This is a genomic window from Bacteroidia bacterium, assembly GCA_041391665.1.
Taxonomy (GTDB): Bacteria; Bacteroidota; Bacteroidia; order J057; family J057; genus JAGQVA01.
Window position 1 is genome coordinate 343,566 of sequence record JAWKNO010000002.1, and the last position, 25,181, is coordinate 368,746.

The window sequence follows — 25,181 nt, forward strand, 5'->3', positions numbered from 1 at the left end:
GTATAATACTCTACAGACGCCACCAGCAAATGAACAGACGTTTTCTTATATCATTATTTTCGCTTCGGTTTTTGTTAGTATTCCTGATCTGGCAGGCAGATTTACCTGCGGCTTATACCCAGGATCAGGGCGCACCCTATATCCGCAATTATAAATCCAGAGAGTATCAGGCGAGTTCTACCAATTATACAGTTGCCCAGGATTCACGGGGGATCATGTATTTTGGCAATTATCGCGGAATCCTCGAATATGATGGTACTTCCTGGCGGCTGATTCCGGTTGACAATCATACCATGGTAAGATCTCTGGCAGCAGATGATGCTGGTACGATTTATGCCGGTGCGTTGGGCGAATTTGGTTATCTGGCGCCAGATTCGATGGGGACATTGCGATATTATTCCCTCAAAAGCCGTCTGGAAAATCCTGAAATGAGCATCACCGACATCATCAGCGTTGTGGGCCTGCCTTCCGGTGCTGTTTTTCGTTCGACGGATACCGGTCGGTTGTTTTTTTGGGAAAACGGACATCTTCGCACCAGCCATCACGCCGTGGAAGCAGGCGTGAAAAGCATATTCAGACTGGAGAATAAGTTGCTGGGAATTTCAGACCAGCTGGGTTTGGTAGAATGGACCGGGAAAGAATTTCGGGCCATGCCGGGTGGTCAGTCGATGGCTGCTATGTCGGTAATGGCGATGGTTCCATTTGCTGACCACAAGATTTTGGTCCGCACCTTTCAAAATGGTTTTTTCATTCTCTCCTTTGTAGATGGCGTGGTAAAGCTTACGCCGTTTCGTACAGAGGTCGATGAGGTTGTTTCTGCCAATTTGTTTACGATCCTGATTGCGCTTGAAGATGGAAATTTTTTTATAGGCACCGTCAAGGATGGCGGATTAGTGATTGATAGCCAAGGGCGGTTGGTGCGTTATCTCGACGAAACAGCCGGGCTTCAGGATAATCTCGTGTTGGGAGGGTTTCAGGACCGTGATAAGTCGCTGTGGCTGGCTCTTTCAAGGGGAATTTCACGGGTGGAAATTGCCAGCCCGCTATCCCATTGGAATGAAGACAACGGGCTGCAGGGTTTGGTTTTTTCTACTGTCAGACATAAAGGCATATTGTATGCATCTACGCCACTGGGGGTATTCTATCTGAAAAACGGGCGGTTTTTTCCGGTCGAAAATATCGACGTCGAATCATGGAAGCTGATCACCTATCCGGTAAATCTTCCGGGGGGGAGAGCAGACGAAAAGTTATTGGTAGCAACGGTAAAAGGTGTGTACGAAATCAGGGAAAACCGGGCAATCCCGATAGATCCGGGTATCAGGCTTTCCAACTCCTACCAATCTCCCTGGCATCCGGAGAGGCTTTATAATATATCTGGTACGGCAGGCGTACAAATCATGGAGTTTAGCCAGGGGCGCTGGCAGCCTGTGCGTCAGATTGAAGGGCTTACCGGCCGTTATAAAAGTATGGCGGAGGACCATGAAGGGAATCTCTGGCTGGTCGATATGCTGGGGCAGGGGGCATTGTACCGGGTAGAATTTCCTGTGAAAAACGATTTCTCCCAATCCCGGATTATTCCTATAGATGACACCTCCAATGCCCTTCCTCCCGTATTGAAAATTTACCATCTGGGGGATGAACTTGTATTTTCAACCTCCCGTGGATTATACTTTTTTGACGAGAAAACGCAGCAGTTTTATCCTGATACCCGGCTTCAACTCAACCCGGAAGAAGGGGCTGTGATCCGGTTTCAGGAGGATCACGAGGGCAATGTATGGGTAGAAAGACAAGCTAAGCCCCGCCGTTGGCTGGAAGTGCTTCATCCTCAGACGGATGGCAGCTGGTTGCGTGATACCTCAACGCTTAAGGGGCTTTCCAATACCGAGATTTGGGGAAATATTTATCCTGAACCATCCGGCCTCACATGGATCGGGACGCAGGAGGGATTGTATGTGTATGATACCGGCAGGGAAATGCCGGAAGGGAACCATTTCCTGCCGCTTATCCGACAGGTTTCTATTGCCAAAGACTCCGTTTTGTATTTTGGGGCATTTAATTCTATCGTCAATAAATTCAGAGATTCCTTAAAAACGCGAAACCCCGGACTGGCCCGGATCCCGTTGCTCAATTACAAACACAATTCTATTGTCTTTCAATATACAAGCCCCTGGTATCAGGAAGAATCTACCATCCTGTATAGTTATCAGCTCAAAAACTGGGACAGCGACTGGGGGGGATGGACTGCCGAAACGCGCAAAGAGTATAATTCCCTCCCTCCGGGTGAATACGAATTCCTCGTGCGTGCAAAAAATATTTACGGAGACATCAGCAGCCCGGCCGTCTATCATTTCGAAATCTCCCCGCCCTGGTATCGCACAATATGGGCCTTTTTAGGTTATGCCTGTCTGGTGGGAATTTTGATTTACGGCACAATAAAACTCAATACCCGGCGACTTCATATTCAGAATGAAAACCTTGAAAGGTTGGTATTTGAACGCACGGCTGAAATCTGGGAACAACATAAAGAAATCGTGAAAAAAACCGTGGCGCTCAAGCGTAGGAAAGAGGAAATTGCCGCTCAACATGATCTGTTGGAAGAAAAAAATGAGGCGCTCGAAAATACACTTACCCAACTCAAAGAAACCCAGTCGCAATTGGTCGAATCCGAAAAAATGGCCTCGCTTGGTCAGCTTACCGCCGGCATTGCCCATGAAATCAATAATCCAATCAATTTTGTCAAAGGCAATGTAAGCCCACTGAAAAAAGATTTTGAAGAAATTAAGGTGATTTTCAGGATGATCCGGAATATCGATATGAAAGGCGATGTAGAAGAACAGTTTGCCCAAATGAAAGCATACTGTGAAGAGATTGACGCAGAATTTTTGTTTGAAGAAATGGAATTGCTGCTCGGAGGTATCGAAGAAGGCGCCGTCAGAACCAAAGAGATTGTCGATGGGCTGAAAATATTTGCCAGGGGAGATCTCAACACCTTCAAACATGTGGACATTCACCTGGGAATAGATGCCACACTGACTTTGCTCAGTAATAAGTTGAAAGATCGGATACGTATAGAGCGACATTATTCAGATCTGCCTGTAGTAGAATGTATGCCTGGAAAATTGAACCAGGTATTTATGAATATTTTTACCAACTCTATCCAGGCAATAGAAGAAAAGGCGGGAAAAAATGCCCGGGATCTACCGGTGGAAGCAGGGGTAATTGCAATCACGACCGAACTGGTGGAAGGTTGTAATCCGGAATCGGGAGGCTGTCTTCGCATTCGTATCAAAGATGACGGGCCGGGGATGACACCTGAAGTAAAATCCCGTATTTTTGATCCGTTTTTTACCACAAAAGATGTGGGTGAAGGCACAGGGCTTGGGCTTTCGATTACTTTTGGCATTATCGAAAACCATAAAGGAACCATTCAGGTTAATAGTACTCCCGGAGAAGGAACAGAATTTGTGATAATTTTACCCTTTAAGCAGCAGGTGGTAAAGATATAACCCCAAAACCTGATGGAAGAACGGAAACCTACAATTCTGTATGTCGATGATGAATACCAGAATCTGGTATCATTTAAAGCCTCTTTCAGGCGATATTATGAGGTGATGACTGCACAGAGTGGAGAGGAGGCGATTCAGTTGCTGCGCCAGCAACCGGTATCTCTGATTATCAGTGACCAGCGTATGCCGCAGATGACGGGCGTAGAGCTTTTTGAAAAGATTCTTCCCGAATTCCCTGATCCTATACGAATGGTGATGACTGGTTACAGCGATTTGGAGGCGATTGTACAGGCGATCAATAAAGGGAAAGTATATTATTATATCCCCAAACCCTGGAAGCAGCAGGAACTAAAACTTATCATAGACAATGCGCTCGATGCCTTCCGGCTGAAAACTGAAAACAAAGGTCTGCACGAAGAAAAACAAAACCTTCTGCTTCAGGCCGAACGCCAGGAGAAGGAAAATATCCTTTCACGATTTGAGACACTCAAAAATCAGGTAAACCCTCATTTCCTCTTTAACTGCCTCAATGCGCTTAGTTCGCTGGTCCACGATGATCCCGATCTGGCAGAAGATTTTATTTCCAAACTTACCCGTGTGTACCGGTATGTACTCGATTTTCGGGGTGAAAATCTCGTGTTGCTGGAAGATGAGTTAAATATTATCAAAAACTATTTTTTTCTACAGCAGATCCGCTTTGGAAATAACCTGAGGATGTACACTCAGGTGAGCGAATCTCTGTGGTCATACCTCATTCCTCCCATGACGATCCAGATGCTGGTGGAAAATTCGATCAAACACAATATCATCTCTGGTGAACAACCCCTGACTATCGAATTATATACAGAGGAAGATCGTTTTTTTGTGGTGAAAAATAACTATCAGAAAAGGACGGAAAATGTCGAGTCAACTGGTGTGGGAGTTGAAAATTTGAAAGCCCGGTATGCATTTTTTACAGACGAAAAACCTTCATTTGGCGTCGAAAATGGGTATTATTATGCAAAGGTGCCAATTCTTCGCCCTTCAGACCCGGAGAGAGTTGATGGTTGAATGGAGAAATTGTTAATTTAACGTCATGGACAAAAATTTCTCTATCCTGTATGTAGATGATGAACCCCAGAATCTGATTTCCTTCCGGGCGACATTTCGGCGGGAATATACGATTTTCACAGCTTCCAGTGGAGAGGAAGGGCTGGAGATGCTGCGTAAAAACAAAGTCCATCTCATCATCACTGATGAGCGGATGCCGGGGATGACGGGGGTGCAGTTTCTGGAAAAAACGATTCCAGAGTATCCGGAGTGCGTGAGAATTGTACTTACGGGTTTCACTGACATGGAGGCCATCATTTCTGTGATCAACAACGGGCGTATTTTCCGGTATATAACCAAACCATGGGATGAAAATGAACTGCGGATGACCATCGAAAATGCCCGCCAGTTGCATGAACTTCAGGAAAATAATAAACGGTTGGTACACGAACTCAAGGCAAAGGTGGAGGAACAGGAGCGAACCCTGAAGCTTTTTATGAAATATGTTCCCGAATCCGTTGTGGAAAAAGCACTCAGCAATACGACTGATTCTATTTTTGAAGGCGAGCTGAAAGAAATTGCGGTACTTTTTTGTGATATCCGTGGGTTTACCAACATGAGCGAGGAGCTGTCGCCCAAAGAGGTTGTGGCGTTTCTCAACGATTATTATGCGATCATGTCTGCGGTCATCAAACGCCATGAAGGAACAGTCAATCAGTTTGTGGGAGATGAAATTTTTGCCGCATTCGGAACGCCGATCAGTACGCCCAATTTTGAACAGCGGGCTGTTTTATGCGCCCTCGACATGATGAAAAAGCTGGAGGAATTGAATGGCCGGTACCGGGAAAAAATGGGAAGGGAGATTGAAATGGGAATTGGTATCAACAGTGGGGAGGTAGTAGCCGGAAACCTGGGGTCTGAAGATAAGATTTCTTATTCTGTAACCGGTGATACCGTCAATACCGGCAAACGCATAGAAACCCTTACCAAAGATGCGCCCAACACGATTCTGATAAGTGAAAGTATTTATGTCAAAGTGAAATCGCTGATTCAGGCCGATGCATGGGATCCCATTGAGGTGAAAGGGAAGCGGGAAAAGATTCAGGTCTATCAGGTAACCGGCCGCCGATAGAGCCTTATCCACGTAGGAAATTGTAAGGAAACGCGCAAATCATTACTAAAAAATGAAATAACTCCACAGAAAGGGTGATTTCTTACGTGTATTCGCAAACTGAAAACAGTGGGCAGTTTTGATGAAATTTTAATGAAATTGTACATATTTGGGTTAATGCCGAACCCAATCATTCAAAAATTATGCATTTTTTGCTGAAATATTACATACGGAATAGTTGCTATGCTTTTAGTCGTAACTTAGAGCCGTAGTTTGGGATTTGATCGAAGACCGAAAGCTCTTGTTTATATTACTCTTGCACTTTTAATTCAGGAATCATTTAGATAATCAGAAAATCATGAAACATTTGTATCTGGTTATATCGCTCTTTATATGTCTTTCAACTATGAATGACATTGCGGGGGGGGTACCGCAAAATGTTAAAAATCACTTTCCGCCAACAGGAATTTTTACCTATCTGGAAGCTATTGTAGATCAGGAAGAAGTCCGTATTGATTGGGGGCTGACAGATGGAGAGACGCCTGACTACTTTATTGTAGAAAGGCAGGTCGGCCTGCAGCCATTTGAGGTAATCGGAGGTGTGAACTATCATGCCAGCCGGCCTGCCCGTATGTTCTCCTTTGTTGATATGAATCCAGTTCGTAATACAACGGTAACCTACCGCATTAAGGAAGTCCGTGAAGACGATAGCGTTATATACTCAGATAAAATCACCATCTATATCCCTGAAAACCGCGAATATTATACATATCCCAGTGCGGTAACCGATATTATCAACCTGGAATATGCTCTTCCTTTTCTAACCGGTTATGAGATTCGACTGTTTGACTACACCGGTTCCATGCTGTTTAATAAAATAAATAAGCAACCCGTTGATCTCCGGATCAAAGACAAAATCATTGTCAGTGATCTTCCCGCCGGATTGTACTTCCTCCAGGTAATCGTAGGAGGAGAAGTCCATACCCGACGGGTGATCAAAATTTAATTCCTTAGGCAACTCTTTATCTACATACTAATGCAACCCCCTGGAGAATTTTGTTTTTCGGGGGTTTTCCTATTTTACAATCTTTTCTTGTAATACCCTTCCCGAAGCATCTACTAACCTTACATAAAATATTGCATCGGGGCCATCTCTGTGCTCAAAACGATAATTATACTGCTTGTTTCCCGGGTTCATTTGGTGAATATCAAAAAGGAGCCTTTTTACACGACCCTCACTGTCATAAATGGCAAGCCTGACATCACTTACTGCTGTCTCCTGTTTAAATGAAAATACCCCTGAAACTGTTCTGGATGGATAAATGACTGGTTCGGGTGCATCTGGGTTTATTTTCTCCTGAGCAAGGGTTTCTCCATTCATTTTTACCTTGATGAAATAATCTTTACCAGCTGGCAAATATTTGCCTGCTATATAGGTGCCTCTGTTAAACCCTTCCCTGATGGATCTGCTTTCGACAATATAAAAATATAGCTGGTCATCACTGTCATAGATGCCCACACTTGCATCGCCGTTTTCTTTCACCAGAAAAGTCATCACAGCCTGCGCATGTACCCTTTTCAAGGGTGTGATTTCGTCTCCCGCAAATACCTGTCTTTCCATTATTACTTCTTCTCCGTCGGTGAGCCGTAGGTACAATTCGGCAGAATCTCCCAAGGTGTGGTTGACGCCGATTCGGTATTGCATAAAACCTGGTTCAAAATGTTTTCCCTCAAAATACTGACGTACAATATTCCCTTCTTTATCGTAAATGGCCAGCTTTGCCTCCCGGATATGTTTGTTGACCAGTCCTTCGATGCTTGTATTAATGGAAGTAATATGGTGCGCTCTTGGCTGCAGGTCAAACTGTGATACGGGTATTCCCCATGCTTCACTCACAACTGTGGCTACATCGCGCACCATCGCTGTATCTGCACCATAAATATCTGAAATAGGGTTGCGGTTGGCTACTGCCCATACGGCCGATTGTGCGGTGCTGTTCTGATAATTGCCTTTGGCAATTTTTTCCGCCAACGCTAGTAAAAACCCTTCTGCCATGGGGCCAAAACTAAATCGCTCTCCCTCAGATGGTACCATGTTGTAAGACTGGGTGCACATCGTAAACAGATCTGCATTTTTTACGCCCCGTGGTTCCAGGGCAACATACAAAGGGGCAGTCGTGATGAGATCCTGCACGGAAGAATCTTCACTGGGAAACATTTGTCCGGGAGGAACTTCCAGTGACAGCACCTGGTCGGTATCATTTTTAATGGCGAGTTTGATACATTGTCCCTGATACCCGCCGTTTCCCTTGATACGGATTTGGACCAGTTTTCGGGTGAGTGCTTCTTTGAGAGTGATTCTCTGTTGCGCTGATGCAGGGGATATAAAACTTAAAAAAATGACAGCAATAACCAGAAGGTATTTCATAATGTGGGAATTTAATTAGTTTCTTTCCATAATGGATTTTTCAGGAAAGGATACAATTATAAATTCACAAATCACGCTGTTCGCTACTGTGATTGAAGAAAATCCATGACCGCCCAGCCAATGGATTTTACGCTTTCCTCATCAGGTGTGCCTGCAAGAATCACAACCCCCAGCTGCTTTTGTCTGTCAAATGCCAGAAATGCCGACTGCGCCACGGTTCCCGACCGGTGGTAAATGGTACTTCCGTTTTTCTCGGCAATTAGCCATCCCATGCCCACCTGATTGCCTGCACCCAGTTCAAAAAGCGGGGTCTGTGTCAACAAAAACGCATCTGAAACGGAGGACAACGGATCCATTTCGGCGGAAAGAAAAGTTATCATGTCGCGAACGGTTGCATAAAGTGAAGCCGCGCCCCGGTATTCGCCCCATTGATATTCGGTGAGTGTTTTCTGTGTGGTCGAAAAAGCCTCGCCCAGTCTTTCAAATTGCCGTGTATTCATCCTTTCCAGGTTTCTCGTATCAGCCATATTCAGTGGCCCTGTGATGCGCTCCTGTAAAAAGTCGGGCCAGCTTTGAGCGGAAATTTCTTCTGTTACATACCCTAAAATCCCCATTCCGGCCCTGGAATAATTGTATCTTTCTCCGGGGAGATAGGGGAGATCCGCATTTTTTAGAAAGTTGTCGAAATCTGTACGGCCAAAATTTTTGTACAGAACTGCCTGTTCCAGCGGGGAAAGGTCGGTATAGCCGGGTGCGATTTCATAACCAAGCGCCGCAGTATGGGTTACAAGCTGCCCGATCGTAATTTTTTCCCCCTCAAAATCCGGTGCAACTACTGCCAGATGTCGGTCCAGGCTGTCGTTTAATCTGACTTTCCCCTCCAGTATAAGATCTGCAATCAGCGTAGCAGTAAAAATCTGGGTAAGATCGCCAATGGGATAGATCGTCGAATCTGTGGGGCTTTGGTTTTTTCCGGGAAAAGCATAACCAAAATGAAAGGTCTGTGCGGTATTCTTTTGAATAACCCCTACCGAAACGGATGAGAGACCGCCAAAAAGTATATATGGATTTACCGATGATTCCACTGCCTCATTCAGTGTGCCCGGGGTTACAGATTCAGGTCGGCAGGCAAATACAGAACACAGAAACATCAGCGGGATCAGGTGGTTTTTGGTAAGCATAGGAAGGTTATTTGAGGAAGTTGGAAGGTTTCAATAACCATAAAGTTGAAAGATAAAAAGCAGCCATCTGATATGCCGGGCCCTGGCTTCCGGAGGAATAAGCCGGAATACTTCCCCAAAAACCAAGGTCTGCGCCGGCGGTCAATACCCATTCGTCGCCTGAGGATAGCTTTCTGGAAAAACCAACCTCTGCTGTCGAAGATAGAAGAAAGGGAGAAGTATAGTTGGTGACAACTGTGGGGGAGCCATTGGCCCGATGGGTTACTTTTCCCAGATATTCTCCGGTAAGCCCTCCGCGAATCAGGAAAGACCATTTACCTTCTTTTTGAAATGGGTGCTGCCATTGAATCAGGAAAGGCATTCGGCCTAAGGTAAATGTATTGGTGGCGTTATAGACATTCTGCCCGGCAAGCGCTACCTGTAAACCGGTACATAATTTCCACGACTCAGAAAGCGGGACCACAACCCTGAGACCCAAAGCAGGGCGGAATACACCAGAATTCAACCAGTCAAACCCCTGAGTCAGGTAAAACTGGTTATATCGCAGCTGAATTTCCGGGCCCAGTAAAATCGATTTCTGTGCGGTAGTTTGGCTGAAAACGCTTGTCAAAATGAATATGAAAAGAATATACTTCATTGGAAAAAGAATTTCTTATAAATTATACCCCGATCGAATGCACTACGAATTAACGAAATAGAAAAATTCATGTTATTATGAAAAATCACCTGGCTGTCTGGGTTACATGCATTTTACTGCTTGTCGCCTGCAATTCCTCTTCTACTACGCAAAAAGAATCTGAAACTTCTGCGCCTGCCGAGAATTGGGTGTCTATTTTTAATGGACAGGATCTTACCGGATGGAACATCCATGGTACAGAAAAATGGTATGTCGAAGATGGTCTGCTTATATGTGAAAGCGGCCCTGACCAGGCGTATGGGTATCTTGCTACCGATAAAATTTATAAAGATGTAGAAATTGAGCTGGAGTTTAAGCAGGAAGCCAATGGAAACAGCGGGGTATTTTTCCGATCTTCTCTCGATGGTACCAAAATCAGCGGCTGGCAGGTAGAAGTAGCGCCTCCGGATCACGATACGGGAGGAATTTATGAGTCTTATGGCCGTGGGTGGCTGGTTCAGATTCCCGACGAAAAAGAAAATATTCTGAAAATGGGCGAATGGAACCAAATGCGAATCCGGGTGAAAGGCGATCATGTAACTACCTGGCTCAACGGGCAGGAGATGGTGGATATTCACGACGAAAAAATCGGCGAAGCAGAAGGCGTGATTGCGCTTCAGATTCACGATGGTGGCGGCATCAAAGTGCGATGGAGAAACCTTCGCGTAATGGAAATATAAACATATTTACCTTAGCTTACCTCATACATGAACCACAGAATCATCTTACTTTTGCCGGGCTTTCTGGCCGCATTTTTTATGGCATTTTCTCAGTCTGCTAGTCTTAAGCCGCTGGATCACAGTGTCTATGATTTCTGGCAGACACTGGACAATTCTCAAATTTCTCCTTCCGGAAACTACATCTCCTGGGAAGTCAACCCCCAAAAAGGAGACAACTGGCTGTATCTGCTGGAAGTAGCGTCAGGTAGAAAAGACTCGTTTCCCCGGAGCTCTCAGGCTGTTTTTTCTCCTGAAGAAACATTTTTCACTTTCCGCATCAAACCTCATGAGGATAGTATGAGAAAAGCCAAACTTGCCAAAAAGAAAGATGATGAATTGCCCAAAGATTCGCTCGGTATTTGGCTGATGGGGGCAAGGTCGCTTTCCAAAATGCCTCAAATTCAATCTTTTCAGGTTCCAACGGAAAGCGGTTCATGGTTGGGGTATCTGCTAAAACCCGAAAAAGTCAAGGCGCCTTCTGACTCCACGCAGACTGACAGTACTTCAACAAAACCACCGGAAGACAAAAAGAAGAAAGATACCTGGTTGTTTATCTCTAACCCTGTAACTGGTGATTCATTTAGTTTTGATTCTGTAGAGGAGTTTATGGTGGGGGAAAACGGTAATGCGATTGCGTTCACTCAGGTGTTTGGGGACTCCATTGATTCAGTTTCTGTAAAAATATTTGACACAGCTACCCGCACAGATCTTACGATCTTTAAAAATGCCGGAAGAGCTACCAAACCTGTTTTGGACAAAGCCGGAGATCAGTTTGCTATTCTTGTTACGCAGGATACTGGTGAAGTCAAAGTATTTGATTTGTACTATTTGAAGGGGAAAGCCGGACTGGTAAAAATCGTTGATCAAAATACCCCTGGTATGGAGCAGGGGTGGGCAGTAAGTACGAATGGGAATCTGAAGTTTTCGCCTTCCGGCGAGCGGATATGGCTGGGTACGGCGCCCATTCCTCCCACTCCGGTAAAAGACACACTCACAGACGATGAAAAAGTGCGGGTTGATATCTGGAACTGGCAGGATATGCGCCTTCAGCCGCAGCAGCAGGTTGAGCTGGAAAAGGATAAGAAAAAAAATTATACTGCCGTATGGCATATAAATTCCGGACGATTGGTCCAATTAGCCACCGAAAGTGTGGATGAAGTATTTATCCAGCGGGAAGGCGATGACAACGTGATTTATGGATTTTACCGGTTGCCGTATCTTCGCCAGACTTCCTGGCAGTATCCTGATTTTAAGGACGTGTATGTGATTGATGTAAATTCGGGTGAGACCCAAATGATCGTAAAAAATCGCAGATACGCGACCCGGCTTTCCCCTGATGGAAAATATCTGGTCTGGTACGAACCCTCCGATACACAGTGGTATGCTTCACCTGTGGCGGAAAGACAAGATTTTTCACTTACCAAAGGGTTGAAAGTGGCCTTTTATGACGAAAAACACGATACCCCACAACCTGCCTTTCCTTACGGAATAGAAGGGTTTGGAGAAAATCAAAGTTTTGTCGTGATCAAAGATCGCTACGACCTCTGGAAGTTTGATCTTACCGGAAAGGAGAAACCCGTCAATCTTACCGGTAAATATGGGCGAAAAAATAATATCAGATTTGAATATGTAGATACTGACAGTGAAAATCCTTTTTTGGAAAATGACTATCTCTTATTGAAAGGGGTTTCTGAAGAAGACCAGTCGGAGGGTTTCTACCGCCTGCAAATGTCAGGAAAATATACCCTCGAAAAACTGATCTCTGACAACGCCAGTTTCCGCAATGTGGCTATGGCGGGTTCTGCCGACAAGCTGATCTGGACCAGACGTACATTTACCGATAATCCCGACTTGTATGTGTCGGATTCCCGATTTTCCGCTCCCCAAAAACTTACCGCAATCAATCCCCAACAAAAGGAATACCGTTGGGGCAGGGTAGAGCCTGTAGAGTGGAAATCTCCCGACGGGAAAAGCCGCAAGGGACTGCTTTATACCCCTGAAGACCTGGATCCGACAAAAAAATATCCCCTGCTGGTCTATTTCTATGAAGTATTGTCTGACCGAAGGTATTGGTATTTTTCTCCTTCACCGAGTCGTTCTACCATCAACCCCGCGTATTATACCAGCAATGAGTATATAGTTTTTTATCCGGATATCGAATATACAACCGGACAACCGGGAAATGATGCATACGATGCGGTGGTAAGTGGTACCGAGTTTCTGGTTGATAAGTATCCATTCATCGACAAAACGCGGATGGGCCTTCAGGGACATAGCTGGGGAGGGTATCAGGCTGCCTATATCATTACCAAAACGAATATGTTCCGGGCGGCAATGGCGGGAGCACCTGTCAGTAATATGACGAGCGCTTATGGCGGAATTCGCTGGGAATCAGGCATGAGCCGAATGTTTCAGTATGAGGAGACGCAGAGCCGTATAGGTACAACATTATGGGAAAATCCTCAGCGATATCTTGATAACAGCCCATTATTTTCTGCCCCGAATATCCAGACCCCCTTGCTGATGATGCACAATGATGCCGACGGCGCTGTGCCGTGGTATCAGGGAATAGAGTTATTTACTGCGTTGAGACGTCTGGATAAACCTGTGTGGATGTTGGTCTATAATGGCGAAAAACATAACCTAACCAAGTGGCCCAACCGGGTAGATTTATCCATTAGGATGCAGCAGTTTTTTGACTATTATCTGAAGGATGCTCCTATACCGGCATGGATGGACTCAGGTGTGCCTGCCGTTGAAAAAGGGGTAAATATGGGGTACTGATGAATGGGTTACGGAAAAGGTATAAACTCCCTTTCAAATCCTCTGCTTCTGAGCCAGTCGCGAAGCGCGACACCTGTTCCTGCGGGCCAGGGTTTGACCTCTTCGATGGGCACTTCCCGGTAATCGGTAAGCTCGGTTTTGTCTAGCACAACCGGCCCCGCTTCTGCAATGACGTGGTAAACCAGGAGCAATTGGTTGCGGCGGAAGAAGGGATATATACCGACAAAACTTTCAATTCGGGCTTCCAGGCCAGTTTCTTCTTTTACTTCACGAAGAACGGCATCTTCTGGAATTTCATCGGCCTCAAGAAAGCCGGTAACAAGGGCAAACCACTCCCTGGGCCAGCCAATACTTTGCACCAGAATGAGTTTGCCGTTTCGCTCGACAATCGCGCATACAACCGGCGTGGGGTTATTCCAGTGGACAAATCCGCAGGACTCGTCCATGCAAACCATGCGTTCTTTTCCGGAACGGGTACCAATGCTAAGCGGTTTCCCGCAAGATGGACAGTATTTCATATCGTGTAAATATAAAAAAAGCCTGTGGCTAACCAAAAAGCGCACCGTAGGTACCCGGCAAAATGTTTCCGCTGAATAGGCATACAAGTAAAGTGCTAAGTTGTATTCAGCGTAAAAATGGTAATTATTTTTTTTGGATATTTATCAACGGTTATCTGAAAATTTCAGGTAGCAATTGAAGTATTTTCTGAAAAAGTCTATCCTTATGACATTATCGGCCTGGTATTTTATTGTAAATCCGCAATCTGGCGGAGGTAAATGTGCTCGTAAGTGGCCAAAAATCGAACAGATTTTACAACGCATGGGTATAGATTTCTCTGTGGCTTTTACACGTGAACAGGGGGATGCAATTGAACTGGTAAAAGCAGCTGTGGAAAAGGGTTACCGCAGGTTTGTAGCAGTCGGTGGCGATGGCACAGTAAATGAGGCCGCCAATGGAATCCTGAGCCAGGAGGTTGTGGCAAGTGACCAGATTATGCTGGCTTCTATACCCATCGGAAGCGGCAATGACTGGGCGCGTATGTATGGCCTTCCCAAAAATTACCAGCGGGCAGTTCAACTGCTCCAAAATCCTCAAACCTTTCTTCAGGATGCAGGAAAAATAACCTGGACAAATGCATCCGTCCCAAAAGTGCGATATTTCAATAATATAGCCGGTTTTCTTTTTGAAACTTTTCTCACCGAAAAAACTCTTTCAATTAACAAATCAGGATTTACCGGGCAGTTCGTTTACCTGATCAGCCTCCTGAAATATATGTTTCAGTTTCAGGCTTCAGCAGTAACCGTGAGAGGCGATGATTTTCTCGAACAGAAAAAACTGCTTTTGGTGACGGTGGGTATTGGGAGATATAATGGTGGCGGAATGAACCTCGTTCCTTTGTCCCTGCCAGATGATGGCTTACTCGATATAACCATTGCGGATGATGTGTCTGCGGGTGAAATTCTGAGAAATATTCTGAAAATCTATAACGGGAAAATTTATACTCACCCTAAAATCCGGCATTTCCGCTCCCGGACGCTTTGGTTTGAAGGGCCACCGGAACTTAAAATCGAAGCAGACGGTGAAGTCCTGGATTCGGTTCCGGTGAAGATAGAAATTTTACCCCGGGCACTTCGGGTCGTAGTTCCCCTTTCGTATCAGGTATCGCAAACCTCATAATTTAGCTGTAACTTTCTTTTCCGGAAACAGTACAATCGGTCATGGATTTATTTGTCAATTCGCCTCCTGCTTCCCTGCTCAGAATCGTCAACCAGGTATTCGAAATGGAGAAAAAAATCCTCCGTAACGAAGATGCCTCCCTGACGAGAAACATCGCCCGTATCAAGTCTGCCCTGGAGGAAATGGGGTTGGTCTATGAAAATCCGGAAGGAGAGTCATATGACGAAACGAGAACAGATTGTGAGGCGTCCATTAGTGGAGACAAAACCGAAAATCTTATTATTACAGAAGCTATAAAGCCTATTATTCGCCTGAATGTCAATGGTTTTAGTCAAATCGTTCAAAGAGGTGTAGTAGTAGTAGAATCAACCATACTATGATAAATTTTGGAATAGATCTTGGCACGACCAATTCTGCTATCGCCAAATTTGAAAAAGGTCAGGTAGTAGTTTTTAAAAATCCTGTAGGGCAAAAAGACACGCTTCCTTCTGTGGTTGCTTTTCGCAAGGACAAAATAATTGTGGGGGAAAAAGCCCGCGAATACCTGCTGAAAGCCTCCGGAGAGGTGGCGGGTTCCTTTAAGCGGAAAATGGGAACAACGGAGACCTGGTATTTTTCTTCTTTGGGCGCCCATAAAACGCCAGTTGAACTTTCTGTTTTTGTCCTTCGCGAGCTTAAAAATTTTGTTCATACAGGTGAAACCGTAAATGCTGCTGTGATCACAATTCCGGCTTCCTTTGATACGATACAGTCCAATGCGACCAAAAAGGCGGGGTATCTCGCAGGGTTTGAGCAGGTTGTTTTGCTTCAGGAACCGATTGCGGCGAGTCTTGCCTACGCCAATCAGGATGAGACTGACAAATTTGAAGAAGGGCAGTGGCTGGTGTACGATTTGGGTGGAGGCACATTTGATGTTGCATTGGTAAAAATTCATGATGGCGAAATGAAAATCGTGGATCACGAGGGGGATAATTTTCTGGGGGGGAATGATTTTGATAAGGATATTGTTGAAAAAATCGTCATCCCCTGGATGGAGGAAAACGGAGAATTTGAGAATCTTTCCACTGACCTGAAAAGCGCTTCAGGCAAGTACAATCGCCTGTATAATTCGCTGCTTCTCAAAGCGGAGGATGTTAAAGTCCAGCTTTCTGTTGCAGAATCTGCCGATATTGAGTTTGAAACAGAAGATGATGGTGGCAAGACGATAGCGGGTTTGGTGACGGTTACACGCAGTATGTTTGAAACCCTGCTTGAACCATATATTCAGCGTACGGTTGAGATGATGGAGCATATAGTCACCCGAAATGCAGTCGCTGCCAGTGATCTGCGATTTGTGTTGATGGTGGGTGGCTCTACTTATATCCCTTACGTGAGAGAGAAAGTGGCGGAAAAGATGGGTGTTTCTGTCAATACCAAGGTGGACCCTACCACGGCAGTTGCCGTAGGGGCTGCCTTTTATGCAGGTACGCGTCGTAAACAGGCCGAAAAAATGCCTCTTTTTACAAGTGAATCTCCGGTGGAAGTTGAAGTTGTTATGGCTTATCAGAAAGCCTCCCAGGAGTTGTCTGAATATTTTACTGCAAAATTTTCTGGTAAACTTGTGGATTTGTATTACCGCATTGTTCGGTTGGATGGGGGGTATGATTCTGGCCTTAAACCACTAAAAGTTCAGATTCAGGAAGATTTGCCATTGGTAAAGGATAATTTTAATCAGTTTGAACTTAAAGTTCTGGACGCCCAAAATGGGGTTGTTCCTACAAATGCAACCATTATCGGGATTGCTCAGGGACGTTATAGTGTGGTAGGACAACCTTTGCCCGCGGATATTTGTCTGGAAATAGATGATGTGGAAAATAGTACCACAACGCTGGAGGTCGTTTTTGGAAAAAACACCTTGCTGCCCGTTAAAAGAACACTGGTCAAACAGGTAACCCGTACCCTGGCAAAAGGCTCTGCCGACAGGATCACCATCTCCGTCGTCGAAGGGCCGGGAACGGTACTCCCCGCCGCGAATCTTCCGATCGGGTTTATCAGTATTCCTGGAAAAGAACTCTCCCGCGACCTCGTAAGAGGATCAGATATTGAAATCACACTGGAGATGACCGAATCCCGTGATCTGAAAATCAGTGCCTATTTGTTGATGACGGATCAGGAATATGCAGATGTTTTTACCCCATCTGAACGCAAAGTGAATATCCATCGCCTGGTAGAGGAATTGCATGCTCTTCGGACGAAACTGAGCGATGAAATCCGGGAAGCAGAAGAGCAGGGGAATTTCGAAGCGGCGCAACAACTGGTTGACCTGGAATACGACATTTTGGATCTGGCTGATAAAGCGACAAAAATGTCTCCGGACGATAGTACTGACGACAAATTTCAGATTGAGGATCAAAAGCGCAAAATTGCCCGCAAGGTGGACGAGATCACAAGGGATAAAGTGATTATCAAAATCAAAAATGAGTACTTTGAAACCAAGCGGTATATGGAGTTTGTTATGGAGCACTACAGCCCTTCGGAAGAAGATACCGTTGCCTATAGCGAAATCATACAGGCAGAGAAAAATACGCTGGCAACCAATAGTTCGCTGAAAATACAGGAGTTTATTGAAAAAATACGCAGGCTCAACTGGCGGATTCGCTGGAAAAGCAGCCGTTATGTGAGGGAGTTTTATCAGGATTTAATCTATGGTCGCTATGGTGCATTTACAAGTCAGGATAAAGCGTATGAGATTATGCAAAGGGGACAGGACGCCATCAAGGAAGATAATGACGACAAACTTCGCATTTGCATCAATCAGCTATGCGAATTGCTCCCGCCATCTACGCGAAAATCAGTAAATTTTGGTGGGACAGGGATTGGCTGACCTTCTGGATAGCGTTCCAGCGTAAAGAAAAATGTCGTCCCGGTTCCCGGGTGAGATTCTGCCCATATTTTGCCGCCATGGCGCTGTACAATACCCTTGCAAATGGCAAGCCCAAGGCCATTGCCAGGGTATTTCCCGTCTCTGTTGACCTGTTCGAAGATTCTGAATATTTTACTGATACTGTGTTCTTCGATCCCGATTCCATTATCTCTTACCATAAAGAGAATATGCGTGGGCGTTTTTTCACTGAAAATACTGATTTGTGGAGGGTAAATATTCTTAAACTTAATACCATTTCCGATCAGGTTCTGCATCAGTTGCACCAGTTGCAGATGATCACCCACCAGTGGAGGGAGTTGGGAAAATTCTACCCTTGCATCGGTCTCGTTGATAACAGCATGAAGGTTATTTAATGCTTCCTTAATGACCTCATTCATATCCACCCATTCAAAAGGCTTTTTTTCACTGCTGATCCTGGAATATTCCAGAATCCCGCTAAGCATACGGTCCATTCTTTTAGCGCCATCTACAGCAAAATCCAGAAAAACCTTTTCCTCCGCTTTAAGCCGCTCTCCCATTTTTTTACCTAATATCTGAAGATGGGAGACAACCATTCGGAGCGGTGCCTTCAGGTCGTGTGATGCCAGTGATGCGTATTGCTCAAGTTCTTCATTCGACCTGCGAAGTTCCTGAACCAGCCGGTTTACCTCTGAAAAATTCCTTTGTTCCTGTTTTAAATCTCCCATGACATTTAGCAAGGCCGATTTAAAATCGTTGAGTTGACGGTTTTGCTGGGTAATATAGTCTAGCTGCTCGTGGAGCGTTGCCGTGCGTTGCCGAACACGGGATTCCAGAATTTTATTTAGCCTTTCATACTTCTTGTAGTTGGATATGTTGTGTAGGACGATAAAAATTTTGCCCTCTGAATATTGTGATTTCATGACAACATCTACTCCTATACCATTTTGCCCTTTAACCACAATATCGGAGATGATTGTTTTTCCGTGGGATTGAAGGGTTGTAAGATGTTTTCGTACATCGTTTTTATAAACGGTTTCACAAAATTCGCAAATGTCATGGTCGATAAAATCGGATGGAGTCCCTCCCAGAATTTTTAATACAATATGATTGATATAGGTAATAAGAAAGCTCCCGGGGTCAAGGAGAATAACCATGACCGGAAGGTCGTCACAAACCTTTAGAGACGGGGCAGGTTTTTGCCTAAGCATCTCATCCTGCTCTTTAATTATTTGTTCTAGCTGCTGAACTTTAAGCCGGTAATCATCAAGGGAAAATGGGGGTTCCTGGTGAAGCATAGACAAAAAGTAATGGAGTATAATAGGTCAATTTTACTGCTTAAATGAGTGCTAAACCCATTATAATCAGGCTTTGTGTTTTCTTAGCTTGTGATTGTATCCCATGGATGCTTCTAAAGAGTTACGGCAAAAACCTTGCCTTTTTGCGCAGATATTGTGAAGGTGTATGATATTTGGTGGATGTGCCTGATTTTTTGCAATTTGTCAGCAAAATTGTCCCAATGATAAATGAGCATAAACAGTTCCTCGTTGAAGTAGTACCTGCTTCTCTGGAAAAATTAACTGAAGATACACCCGCCTTATGGGGAATTATGGGTCCACAGCACATGATTGAGCATGTTTCCGGACTTTTCTATATTTCCCGGAAAGAACTGGGGTTACCTTGTACAACGCCTGAAGAGAAACTTCCAAAGATGAAAGAATTTATCTGGAATGATCAACCTTTTCCCCGAAGTGTGAGAGTTGTAGGTATTCCGAAAGACAAAACCCTTCCCCTCCGTTATGGAAGTTTGGATGAGGCTAAAGGAGTTCTGTTCAAGAGTATTGATGATTACTACCAGTTTTTCGAACAAAACCCCGAGGCGACAACCATGCACCCGGTATTTGGCAGACTAAACCATTCGGAGTGGGATCGCATCCATTGGAAACATACGACTCACCATCTTCGGCAATTTGGCCTGATAGATTAGGCGATCAGTCTTTCTTTTCCCAGTCGCGGATCATATCCGGCAGTTTTCGCAGGGCTGCAATTTCACGCAACATCTGCCTGGCTTCTATTGCCACCATGCCAAGATATTTTTTTCCCCCTTCGAGAGAAGACATGACCCCTGTTTTGCCCAGAAGTTCTGCCCCTTTGCCAATGGTCAGGTCTTTTGTTACGCCAACCTGTCCCCAAAGGATCACGTCATCTTCTATATTGACAACTCCGGCTATACCGACCTGTGAGGCGATAATACATCGTTTGCCTATGATCGTATCATGGCCGATCTGTATCAGATTGTCAAGCTTTGTCCAGTCTCCGATTTCAGTAACTGCACTTACGCCCCGGTCAATGGTGCAGTTTGATCCGATATCTACATGGTTGCCAATGATTACCCGGCCCTTTGAAACCATCTTGTCTCTTCCATAAGGTCTTGCCTTAAAATAAAAGGCTTCCCCCCCAATGACCGTACCGCTGTTTATACATACATGGTCACCTAGTTGGGAATGGTCGTAAATCGTAACGTTGGCATGAATCCGGCCGTGGGTACCAATGGTTACCTCAGAACCGATCACACAATTGTGCCCGATCTCGGTAAAATCGCCAATCTTTACATTTTCTCCGAATACAACATTATGCCCGATTTTTACCCCTTCTCCCATAATGGGGGTGCCGGCCGTATTCAGTGGTTTTTGAGGCTGTAAATATTCTGTCAATCGGTTGTAATCCCTGAAGGGATCATCGCTGATCAGCAGCCCTTTGCCCGCTGGCGGGTCCACAAGCTTATTGATAATCACCGTAGTAGCAGCACTGGTAAGCGCCTTATGATAATATTTTTCGATATCGACAAAAGTGAGGTCGCCCGGTACGACCCGGTGTATTTCGTTGATTCCCTCAATGAGGTGATCTGCGGGCCCGGCAAATTCACATTCCAGTATTTGACCTGCGGTTTGAAGGGTGATGGGTTCCTGGAGCTTCATATTTTTTTGCAAAAATACAAAGGCAGGGCGGATCATAACTAAGGCACTGTCAAAAAAATTATTAATTTGTACCTGGGCGGGTATTTCAGGTAACCCGCCACTGAAACCTAATCAAAAATTGTTATGGCTGCTTACTCTTTATCTGTGAATGGCCGGAAAGTATCGGTTGATGTCAGTGAGGATACCCCTTTGTTATGGGTACTTCGCGATTCAATTGGCCTTACGGGTACCAAATTTGGCTGTGGTATTGCCCAATGCGGCGCCTGCACAGTCCATGTCAACGGTACTCCCGCCCGTTCCTGTTCGCTCCCCATCTCTGCGGTGGGTGATAAAAAAATTATAACCATTGAAGGTCTTTCTGAAGATGGTGAACATCCTGTGCAACAAGCATGGGAAGAAATCGATGTCCCCCAATGTGGGTATTGCCAGGCGGGTCAGATTATGTCTGCTGTGGCGTTGCTTCGCAACAATCCCAAACCGACAGATGAAGAAATCGACGACGCCATGTCGGGCAACCTTTGCCGGTGTGGTACTTATAAACGCATTAAAGCAGCTATCCTTTTGGCAGCTGAGAAGGGAGGTAGAATATGAGCACTTCAACTAAATTTGACCGCAGGTCCTTTCTCAAAGTGACCTCCCTCGCCGGAGGGGGAATGCTTCTTGGTTTCAACTGGATGTATGGCTGCAGACCGCCTGCTGCCAATACAACACCGGCTGTCGTATCCGATATCAATGCCTACCTCAAAATCGCTTCTGATGGGGTCGTAACTATTATCGCGCCCAATCCGGAAATTGGGCAAGGGGTAAAAACCTCTATGCCGATGATTATCGCCGAAGAGCTGGATGTCGCCTGGGAAAAGGTGCGTATTGAACAAGGAGGCCTTGATTCTCAGAACTTCCAACGGCAGGTTGCCGGTGGTTCGGGCTCGATTCGCTCCAGTTGGGAAGGGCTTCGCCAGGCCGGTGCAACTGCGCGTCAGATGCTTATAGAAGCTGCCGCTGCCCGCTGGCAGGTACCTGTCAGCGAATGTACCACCGACAATGGACACGTACTTCACGCCGCTTCAGATAAAAAACTCTCTTACGCTGAACTTGCAACTGAGGCTGCCGGGGTTACGCCACCGGAAAATGTGCAGGTAAAAGACTTCTCTCAGTTTAAAATTTTGGGGAAACGTATCCCCAACAGCGACAATCGCCGGATCGTAACCGGCAAAATGCCTTATGGGATTGATACCACCCGCGAAGGCATGAAAATCGCAGTGATCCTCCGTCCGCCTGCCTTTGGCCAGACCCTGGATACCGTAGATGATACCGATGCCAAAGCCATGCCCGGTGTGGATGCGGTACTGACCTTTGACAATAAAATCGCTGTCGTGGGAAATTCGACCTGGGAAGTGCTCAAAGGACGGGAAGCCCTGAAAGTGACCTGGAAAGCGCCTGCAAAACCCGAAAGTACGGATGCCCACCTGGCGATATTTGATCAGTTGATTCAGAAGAATGCTGACAAACCGCAACGTGAAGACGGCAACGCGCCCGCAGCGATCAAAAAAGCTGCAAAAGTCATTGAAGCTGTTTATGAAGCGCCTTTTCTTCCTCACAATACTATGGAGCCGATGAACTTTTTTGCCCACGTACGTGAGGATGGGGTTGAGCTCCTTGGCCCAACCCAGACGCCGGCCAGAGCCAGAGAAGAAGTCGCGAAGATGCTGGACATTCCTGAAGAGAAAGTGACCGTCATGATGACCCGTATGGGCGGCGGTTTTGGCAGAAGACTTCGTACCGATTATGCCCTGGAAGCTGCTATGGTGTCAAAGCTTGCCGGCGTACCCGTGAAAGTCGTCTGGACAAGGGAAGACGACATGACCGGAGGCATTTATCGCCCGGCTGGAAAATACCGTTATCAGGCGGGAATTGACGCGGAGGGGAATCTGATTGCCTGGCATTGCCGCGCAGCGGCTATTAATACCGGAAATGCTACCCGGCAGAATAGTTTTCCCGCAGGAGCATTACCACATTTCCGGGTAGATTCTCACAACGTCGAATCTGCCATTACGACGGGCGCATGGCGTGCGCCCAACCACAATTTTGTGGGTTATTGTGAAGAGTCGTTTATGGATGAGATTGCCCATGAGTTGGGTAAGGATCCGGTACAGTTTCGACTCGATCTTTTGGAAAAAGCTAAATCAAAACCCGGCGGAAATGTGGACTACAACCCGGAACGTTTTCAGCAGGTAATTCGCCAGGTTGCTGAAAAGGCAGGATGGGGAAAACCGATGCCAGAAGGAGTTTTTCAGGGTTTTGGCTGCCATTTTTCCTTTGGTTCATACGTTGCGCAAATCGCTGAAGTATCGGTGACGGGAGGTGAAATCAAGGTGCACAAAGTGACCAGTGTGGTGGATTGCGGACTGGTTGTAAATCTCAGCGGTGCAGAGACTCAGGTTGAGGGGGGGATGGTGGATGGATTGGGAACGGCCCGGTTTGGCGAACTTACATTTGAGAACGGTATGCCCCAGAAGTCCAATTTTGACAAATACCGGATGATAAGAATGCGTGAAACTCCGGAAATGGAAGTGCATTTTGTACAGAGTAGCGAAAATCCGCAGGGACTTGGAGAGCCCGGGCTGCCGCCAGTAGGCGGGGCAGTGGCAAATGCTATATTCGCTGCTACTGGTAAGCGGATTAGAAAACTTCCTTTTGAAGGAGCAGATTTGAGCTGATTTACGCCTGGGTGTATTGGGTTACACCACGTTAATCGTATCTCACAAAGATTTAAAGCCGCAAAGAGTTTCTGAATACAGAAACTTCCTTGCGGCTTTGCTTCTTCGTGCGATCAGTTTTCTATCCGCAGTTAGTCGCGGCGGATATCAAACTTCTCCATCTTATTGTACAGATGACTCCGCTGGATATCCAGTACTTCCGCAGTTTTAGAGATATTCCATGCATTTTGGTCCAGTTTTTTGATGATAAACTGTTTCTCTACATGGTCTTTGAAGGCCTGAAATTGCTCGAAGTCGTCGTAGATACTGGTTCCACGGGGTTTTACCTCCCGTCGTTGTGGAACGGCATAATCCAGCACATCCTGTTGAGAAATGGTTCCATTTGACAGAATGGCCAGTCGCTCGATGACGTTGTGCAATTCCCGCACATTTCCTGTCCAGTCCAGCTTTTGAAGTTCGGACATAGCATCGGAATCTATAGACAATGTCGGCATGCTGTATTCTTCTGATATCTCTTCCAGAAAACTTTTCGCAATAAGCGGAATGTCATCTCTCCGGTCGCGGAGCGGGGGCACGTGAACCAAAATTACACTCAGCCTGTGGTATAGGTCTTCGCGAAAATTGCCCAATTCAATCTCATGCAAGAGGTCTTTGTTGGTCGCAGAAATAATCCTTACATCTACCGAAATCTGCTTATCGCTACCAATTCTGGTAATTTTGCTTTCCTGAAGGGCCCGCAGCACTTTGGCCTGAGCCGAAAGGCTCATATCACCAATCTCGTCCAGAAAAAGCGTACCGCCATTTGCTTGCTCAAATTTGCCTACGCGCTGTTTGTATGCACCGGTGAAAGAACCTTTTTCATGGCCAAATAATTCGCTTTCAATGAGTTCTGATGGAATTGCTGCACAGTTCACTTCTACAATCGGCCCATCAGCGCGATTGCTCTTTTCGTGAATCCATCGGGCGACAAGTTCTTTGCCCGTACCGTTGCTCCCTGTTACAAGTACGCGGGCATCGGTAGGCGCGACACGGGAGATAGTTTCCTGAATTTTTTCCATCACCGGCGAACGGCCGATGATTTCACGGGTTTTAGAAATCTTTCGCCGAAGGCGTTTGGTTTCTACAACAAGGTCTTTTTTCTCTACAGCGTTTCGTACAGCGAGAAGAAGGCGATTGAGATCGGGTGGTTTCTCCAGAAAGTCGTAGGCGCCTTTTTTGGTCGCTTCAACCGCGGTCTCAATGTCGGCATGCCCCGAAATCATGATGAATGGAGTATCAGGACGGGCTTCACGCGCTTTTTCAAGCACTTCCAGTCCATTCATCCTCGGCATCTTAATGTCGCACAAGACGACATCGTAGCCATTATTGATCACCATTTCCAGTCCTTCTACGCCATCAGGTGCCGATTCAATTTCATAATCTTCATATTCAAGGATTTCCTGCAAGGTATGACGGATTGCTTCGTCGTCGTCAATGATTAGTATTCTGGCCATG

Annotated in this window: 19 protein-coding genes; 12 read left to right on the plus strand and 7 right to left on the minus strand. The window is 45.8% G+C overall.

Annotated elements, in window-relative coordinates; all coding sequences use genetic code 11:
• Positions 1-29 precede the first annotated feature (29 nt).
• The 4 genes from R3D00_13090 to R3D00_13105 all read left to right on the plus strand — a co-directional run bounded on the left by R3D00_13090 (position 30) and on the right by R3D00_13105 (position 6,652).
• Positions 30-3,506, plus strand: a complete 3,477-nt coding sequence (locus R3D00_13090; protein ID MEZ4774112.1) for an ATP-binding protein — start codon at positions 30-32, stop codon at positions 3,504-3,506.
• A 12-nt stretch (positions 3,507-3,518) separates the two neighbouring features.
• Positions 3,519-4,556, plus strand: a complete 1,038-nt coding sequence (locus R3D00_13095) for a histidine kinase (GenBank protein ID MEZ4774113.1) — start codon at positions 3,519-3,521, stop codon at positions 4,554-4,556.
• A gap of 25 nt (positions 4,557-4,581) precedes the next feature.
• On the plus strand, positions 4,582-5,667 hold the full coding sequence (locus R3D00_13100) for an adenylate/guanylate cyclase domain-containing protein (protein ID MEZ4774114.1): 1,086 nt from the start codon (positions 4,582-4,584) through the stop codon (positions 5,665-5,667).
• A gap of 385 nt (positions 5,668-6,052) precedes the next feature.
• A complete protein-coding gene (locus R3D00_13105; GenBank protein MEZ4774115.1) occupies positions 6,053-6,652 on the plus strand; it encodes a T9SS type A sorting domain-containing protein in 600 nt (199 codons plus the stop codon).
• A gap of 69 nt (positions 6,653-6,721) precedes the next feature.
• Here the strand turns inward: R3D00_13105 and R3D00_13110 are convergent, their stop codons facing one another.
• The 3 genes from R3D00_13110 to R3D00_13120 form a co-directional block, all read right to left on the minus strand.
• Positions 6,722-8,074, minus strand: a complete 1,353-nt coding sequence (locus tag R3D00_13110) for a hypothetical protein (protein ID MEZ4774116.1) — start codon at positions 8,072-8,074, stop codon at positions 6,722-6,724.
• A gap of 83 nt (positions 8,075-8,157) precedes the next feature.
• Positions 8,158-9,255, minus strand: coding sequence for a serine hydrolase domain-containing protein (locus tag R3D00_13115; GenBank protein ID MEZ4774117.1), 1,098 nt, complete (start codon positions 9,253-9,255; stop codon positions 8,158-8,160).
• Positions 9,256-9,262: 7 nt separating this feature from the next.
• A complete protein-coding gene (locus tag R3D00_13120) occupies positions 9,263-9,892 on the minus strand; it encodes a hypothetical protein (GenBank protein ID MEZ4774118.1) in 630 nt (209 codons plus the stop codon).
• A gap of 77 nt (positions 9,893-9,969) precedes the next feature.
• Here R3D00_13120 and R3D00_13125 point away from each other — a divergent pair, with 77 nt between their 5' ends.
• Both R3D00_13125 and R3D00_13130 read left to right on the plus strand, forming a co-directional pair.
• Positions 9,970-10,611 (plus strand): DUF1080 domain-containing protein, encoded by a 642-nt coding sequence (locus tag R3D00_13125; protein MEZ4774119.1) that lies wholly within the window; start codon positions 9,970-9,972, stop codon positions 10,609-10,611.
• Between the two features lie 27 nt (positions 10,612-10,638).
• Complete coding sequence (locus R3D00_13130) at positions 10,639-13,434, plus strand: prolyl oligopeptidase family serine peptidase (protein ID MEZ4774120.1); 2,796 nt, start codon at positions 10,639-10,641, stop codon at positions 13,432-13,434.
• Between the two features lie 8 nt (positions 13,435-13,442).
• Here R3D00_13130 and R3D00_13135 read toward each other — a convergent pair whose 3' ends face one another.
• Positions 13,443-13,952 carry an NUDIX domain-containing protein gene (locus tag R3D00_13135; GenBank protein MEZ4774121.1) on the minus strand — a complete coding sequence of 170 codons (510 nt, stop codon included), beginning with the start codon at positions 13,950-13,952 and terminating at the stop codon, positions 13,443-13,445.
• Positions 13,953-14,157: 205 nt separating this feature from the next.
• On the opposite strand from R3D00_13135, the gene R3D00_13140 reads away from it, so the two are divergent.
• The 3 genes from R3D00_13140 to R3D00_13150 are packed head-to-tail and all read left to right on the plus strand — an operon-like array spanning position 14,158 to position 17,974.
• Positions 14,158-15,111: a diacylglycerol kinase family lipid kinase gene (locus tag R3D00_13140; GenBank protein MEZ4774122.1), complete on the plus strand. Its 954-nt coding sequence runs from the start codon at positions 14,158-14,160 to the stop codon at positions 15,109-15,111.
• Between the two features lie 41 nt (positions 15,112-15,152).
• The gene (locus tag R3D00_13145) at positions 15,153-15,491 is read left to right on the plus strand and encodes a hypothetical protein (GenBank protein MEZ4774123.1); all 339 of its coding nucleotides are present in this window, start codon (positions 15,153-15,155) and stop codon (positions 15,489-15,491) included.
• On the plus strand, positions 15,488-17,974 hold the full coding sequence (locus R3D00_13150) for an Hsp70 family protein (GenBank protein ID MEZ4774124.1): 2,487 nt from the start codon (positions 15,488-15,490) through the stop codon (positions 17,972-17,974). The genes R3D00_13145 and R3D00_13150 overlap by 4 nt, the downstream gene beginning before the upstream one ends.
• On the opposite strand, the gene R3D00_13155 is transcribed toward R3D00_13150, so the two are convergent.
• On the minus strand, positions 17,905-19,290 hold the full coding sequence (locus R3D00_13155; GenBank protein ID MEZ4774125.1) for an ATP-binding protein: 1,386 nt from the start codon (positions 19,288-19,290) through the stop codon (positions 17,905-17,907). The two genes, R3D00_13150 and R3D00_13155, sit on opposite strands and share 70 nt — an antisense overlap.
• Positions 19,291-19,511: 221 nt before the next feature.
• Here R3D00_13155 and R3D00_13160 point away from each other — a divergent pair, with 221 nt between their 5' ends.
• Positions 19,512-19,979, plus strand: a complete 468-nt coding sequence (locus tag R3D00_13160; GenBank protein ID MEZ4774126.1) for a DUF1569 domain-containing protein — start codon at positions 19,512-19,514, stop codon at positions 19,977-19,979.
• A gap of 4 nt (positions 19,980-19,983) precedes the next feature.
• On the opposite strand, the gene lpxD is transcribed toward R3D00_13160, so the two are convergent.
• Positions 19,984-20,970 carry a UDP-3-O-(3-hydroxymyristoyl)glucosamine N-acyltransferase gene (gene lpxD, locus R3D00_13165; protein MEZ4774127.1) on the minus strand — a complete coding sequence of 329 codons (987 nt, stop codon included), beginning with the start codon at positions 20,968-20,970 and terminating at the stop codon, positions 19,984-19,986.
• A 123-nt stretch (positions 20,971-21,093) separates the two neighbouring features.
• Between lpxD and R3D00_13170 the strand changes: the two genes are divergently transcribed.
• Both R3D00_13170 and R3D00_13175 read left to right on the plus strand, forming a co-directional pair.
• Positions 21,094-21,561: a (2Fe-2S)-binding protein gene (locus tag R3D00_13170; protein ID MEZ4774128.1), complete on the plus strand. Its 468-nt coding sequence runs from the start codon at positions 21,094-21,096 to the stop codon at positions 21,559-21,561.
• Positions 21,558-23,687, plus strand: a complete 2,130-nt coding sequence (locus R3D00_13175) for a molybdopterin cofactor-binding domain-containing protein (GenBank protein ID MEZ4774129.1) — start codon at positions 21,558-21,560, stop codon at positions 23,685-23,687. Before R3D00_13170 ends, R3D00_13175 begins: the two co-directional genes overlap by 4 nt.
• 131 nt (positions 23,688-23,818) lie before the next feature.
• Here R3D00_13175 and R3D00_13180 read toward each other — a convergent pair whose 3' ends face one another.
• The gene (locus tag R3D00_13180; GenBank protein MEZ4774130.1) at positions 23,819-25,180 is read right to left on the minus strand and encodes a sigma-54 dependent transcriptional regulator; all 1,362 of its coding nucleotides are present in this window, start codon (positions 25,178-25,180) and stop codon (positions 23,819-23,821) included.
• Between the last annotated feature and the right edge of the window lies 1 nt (position 25,181).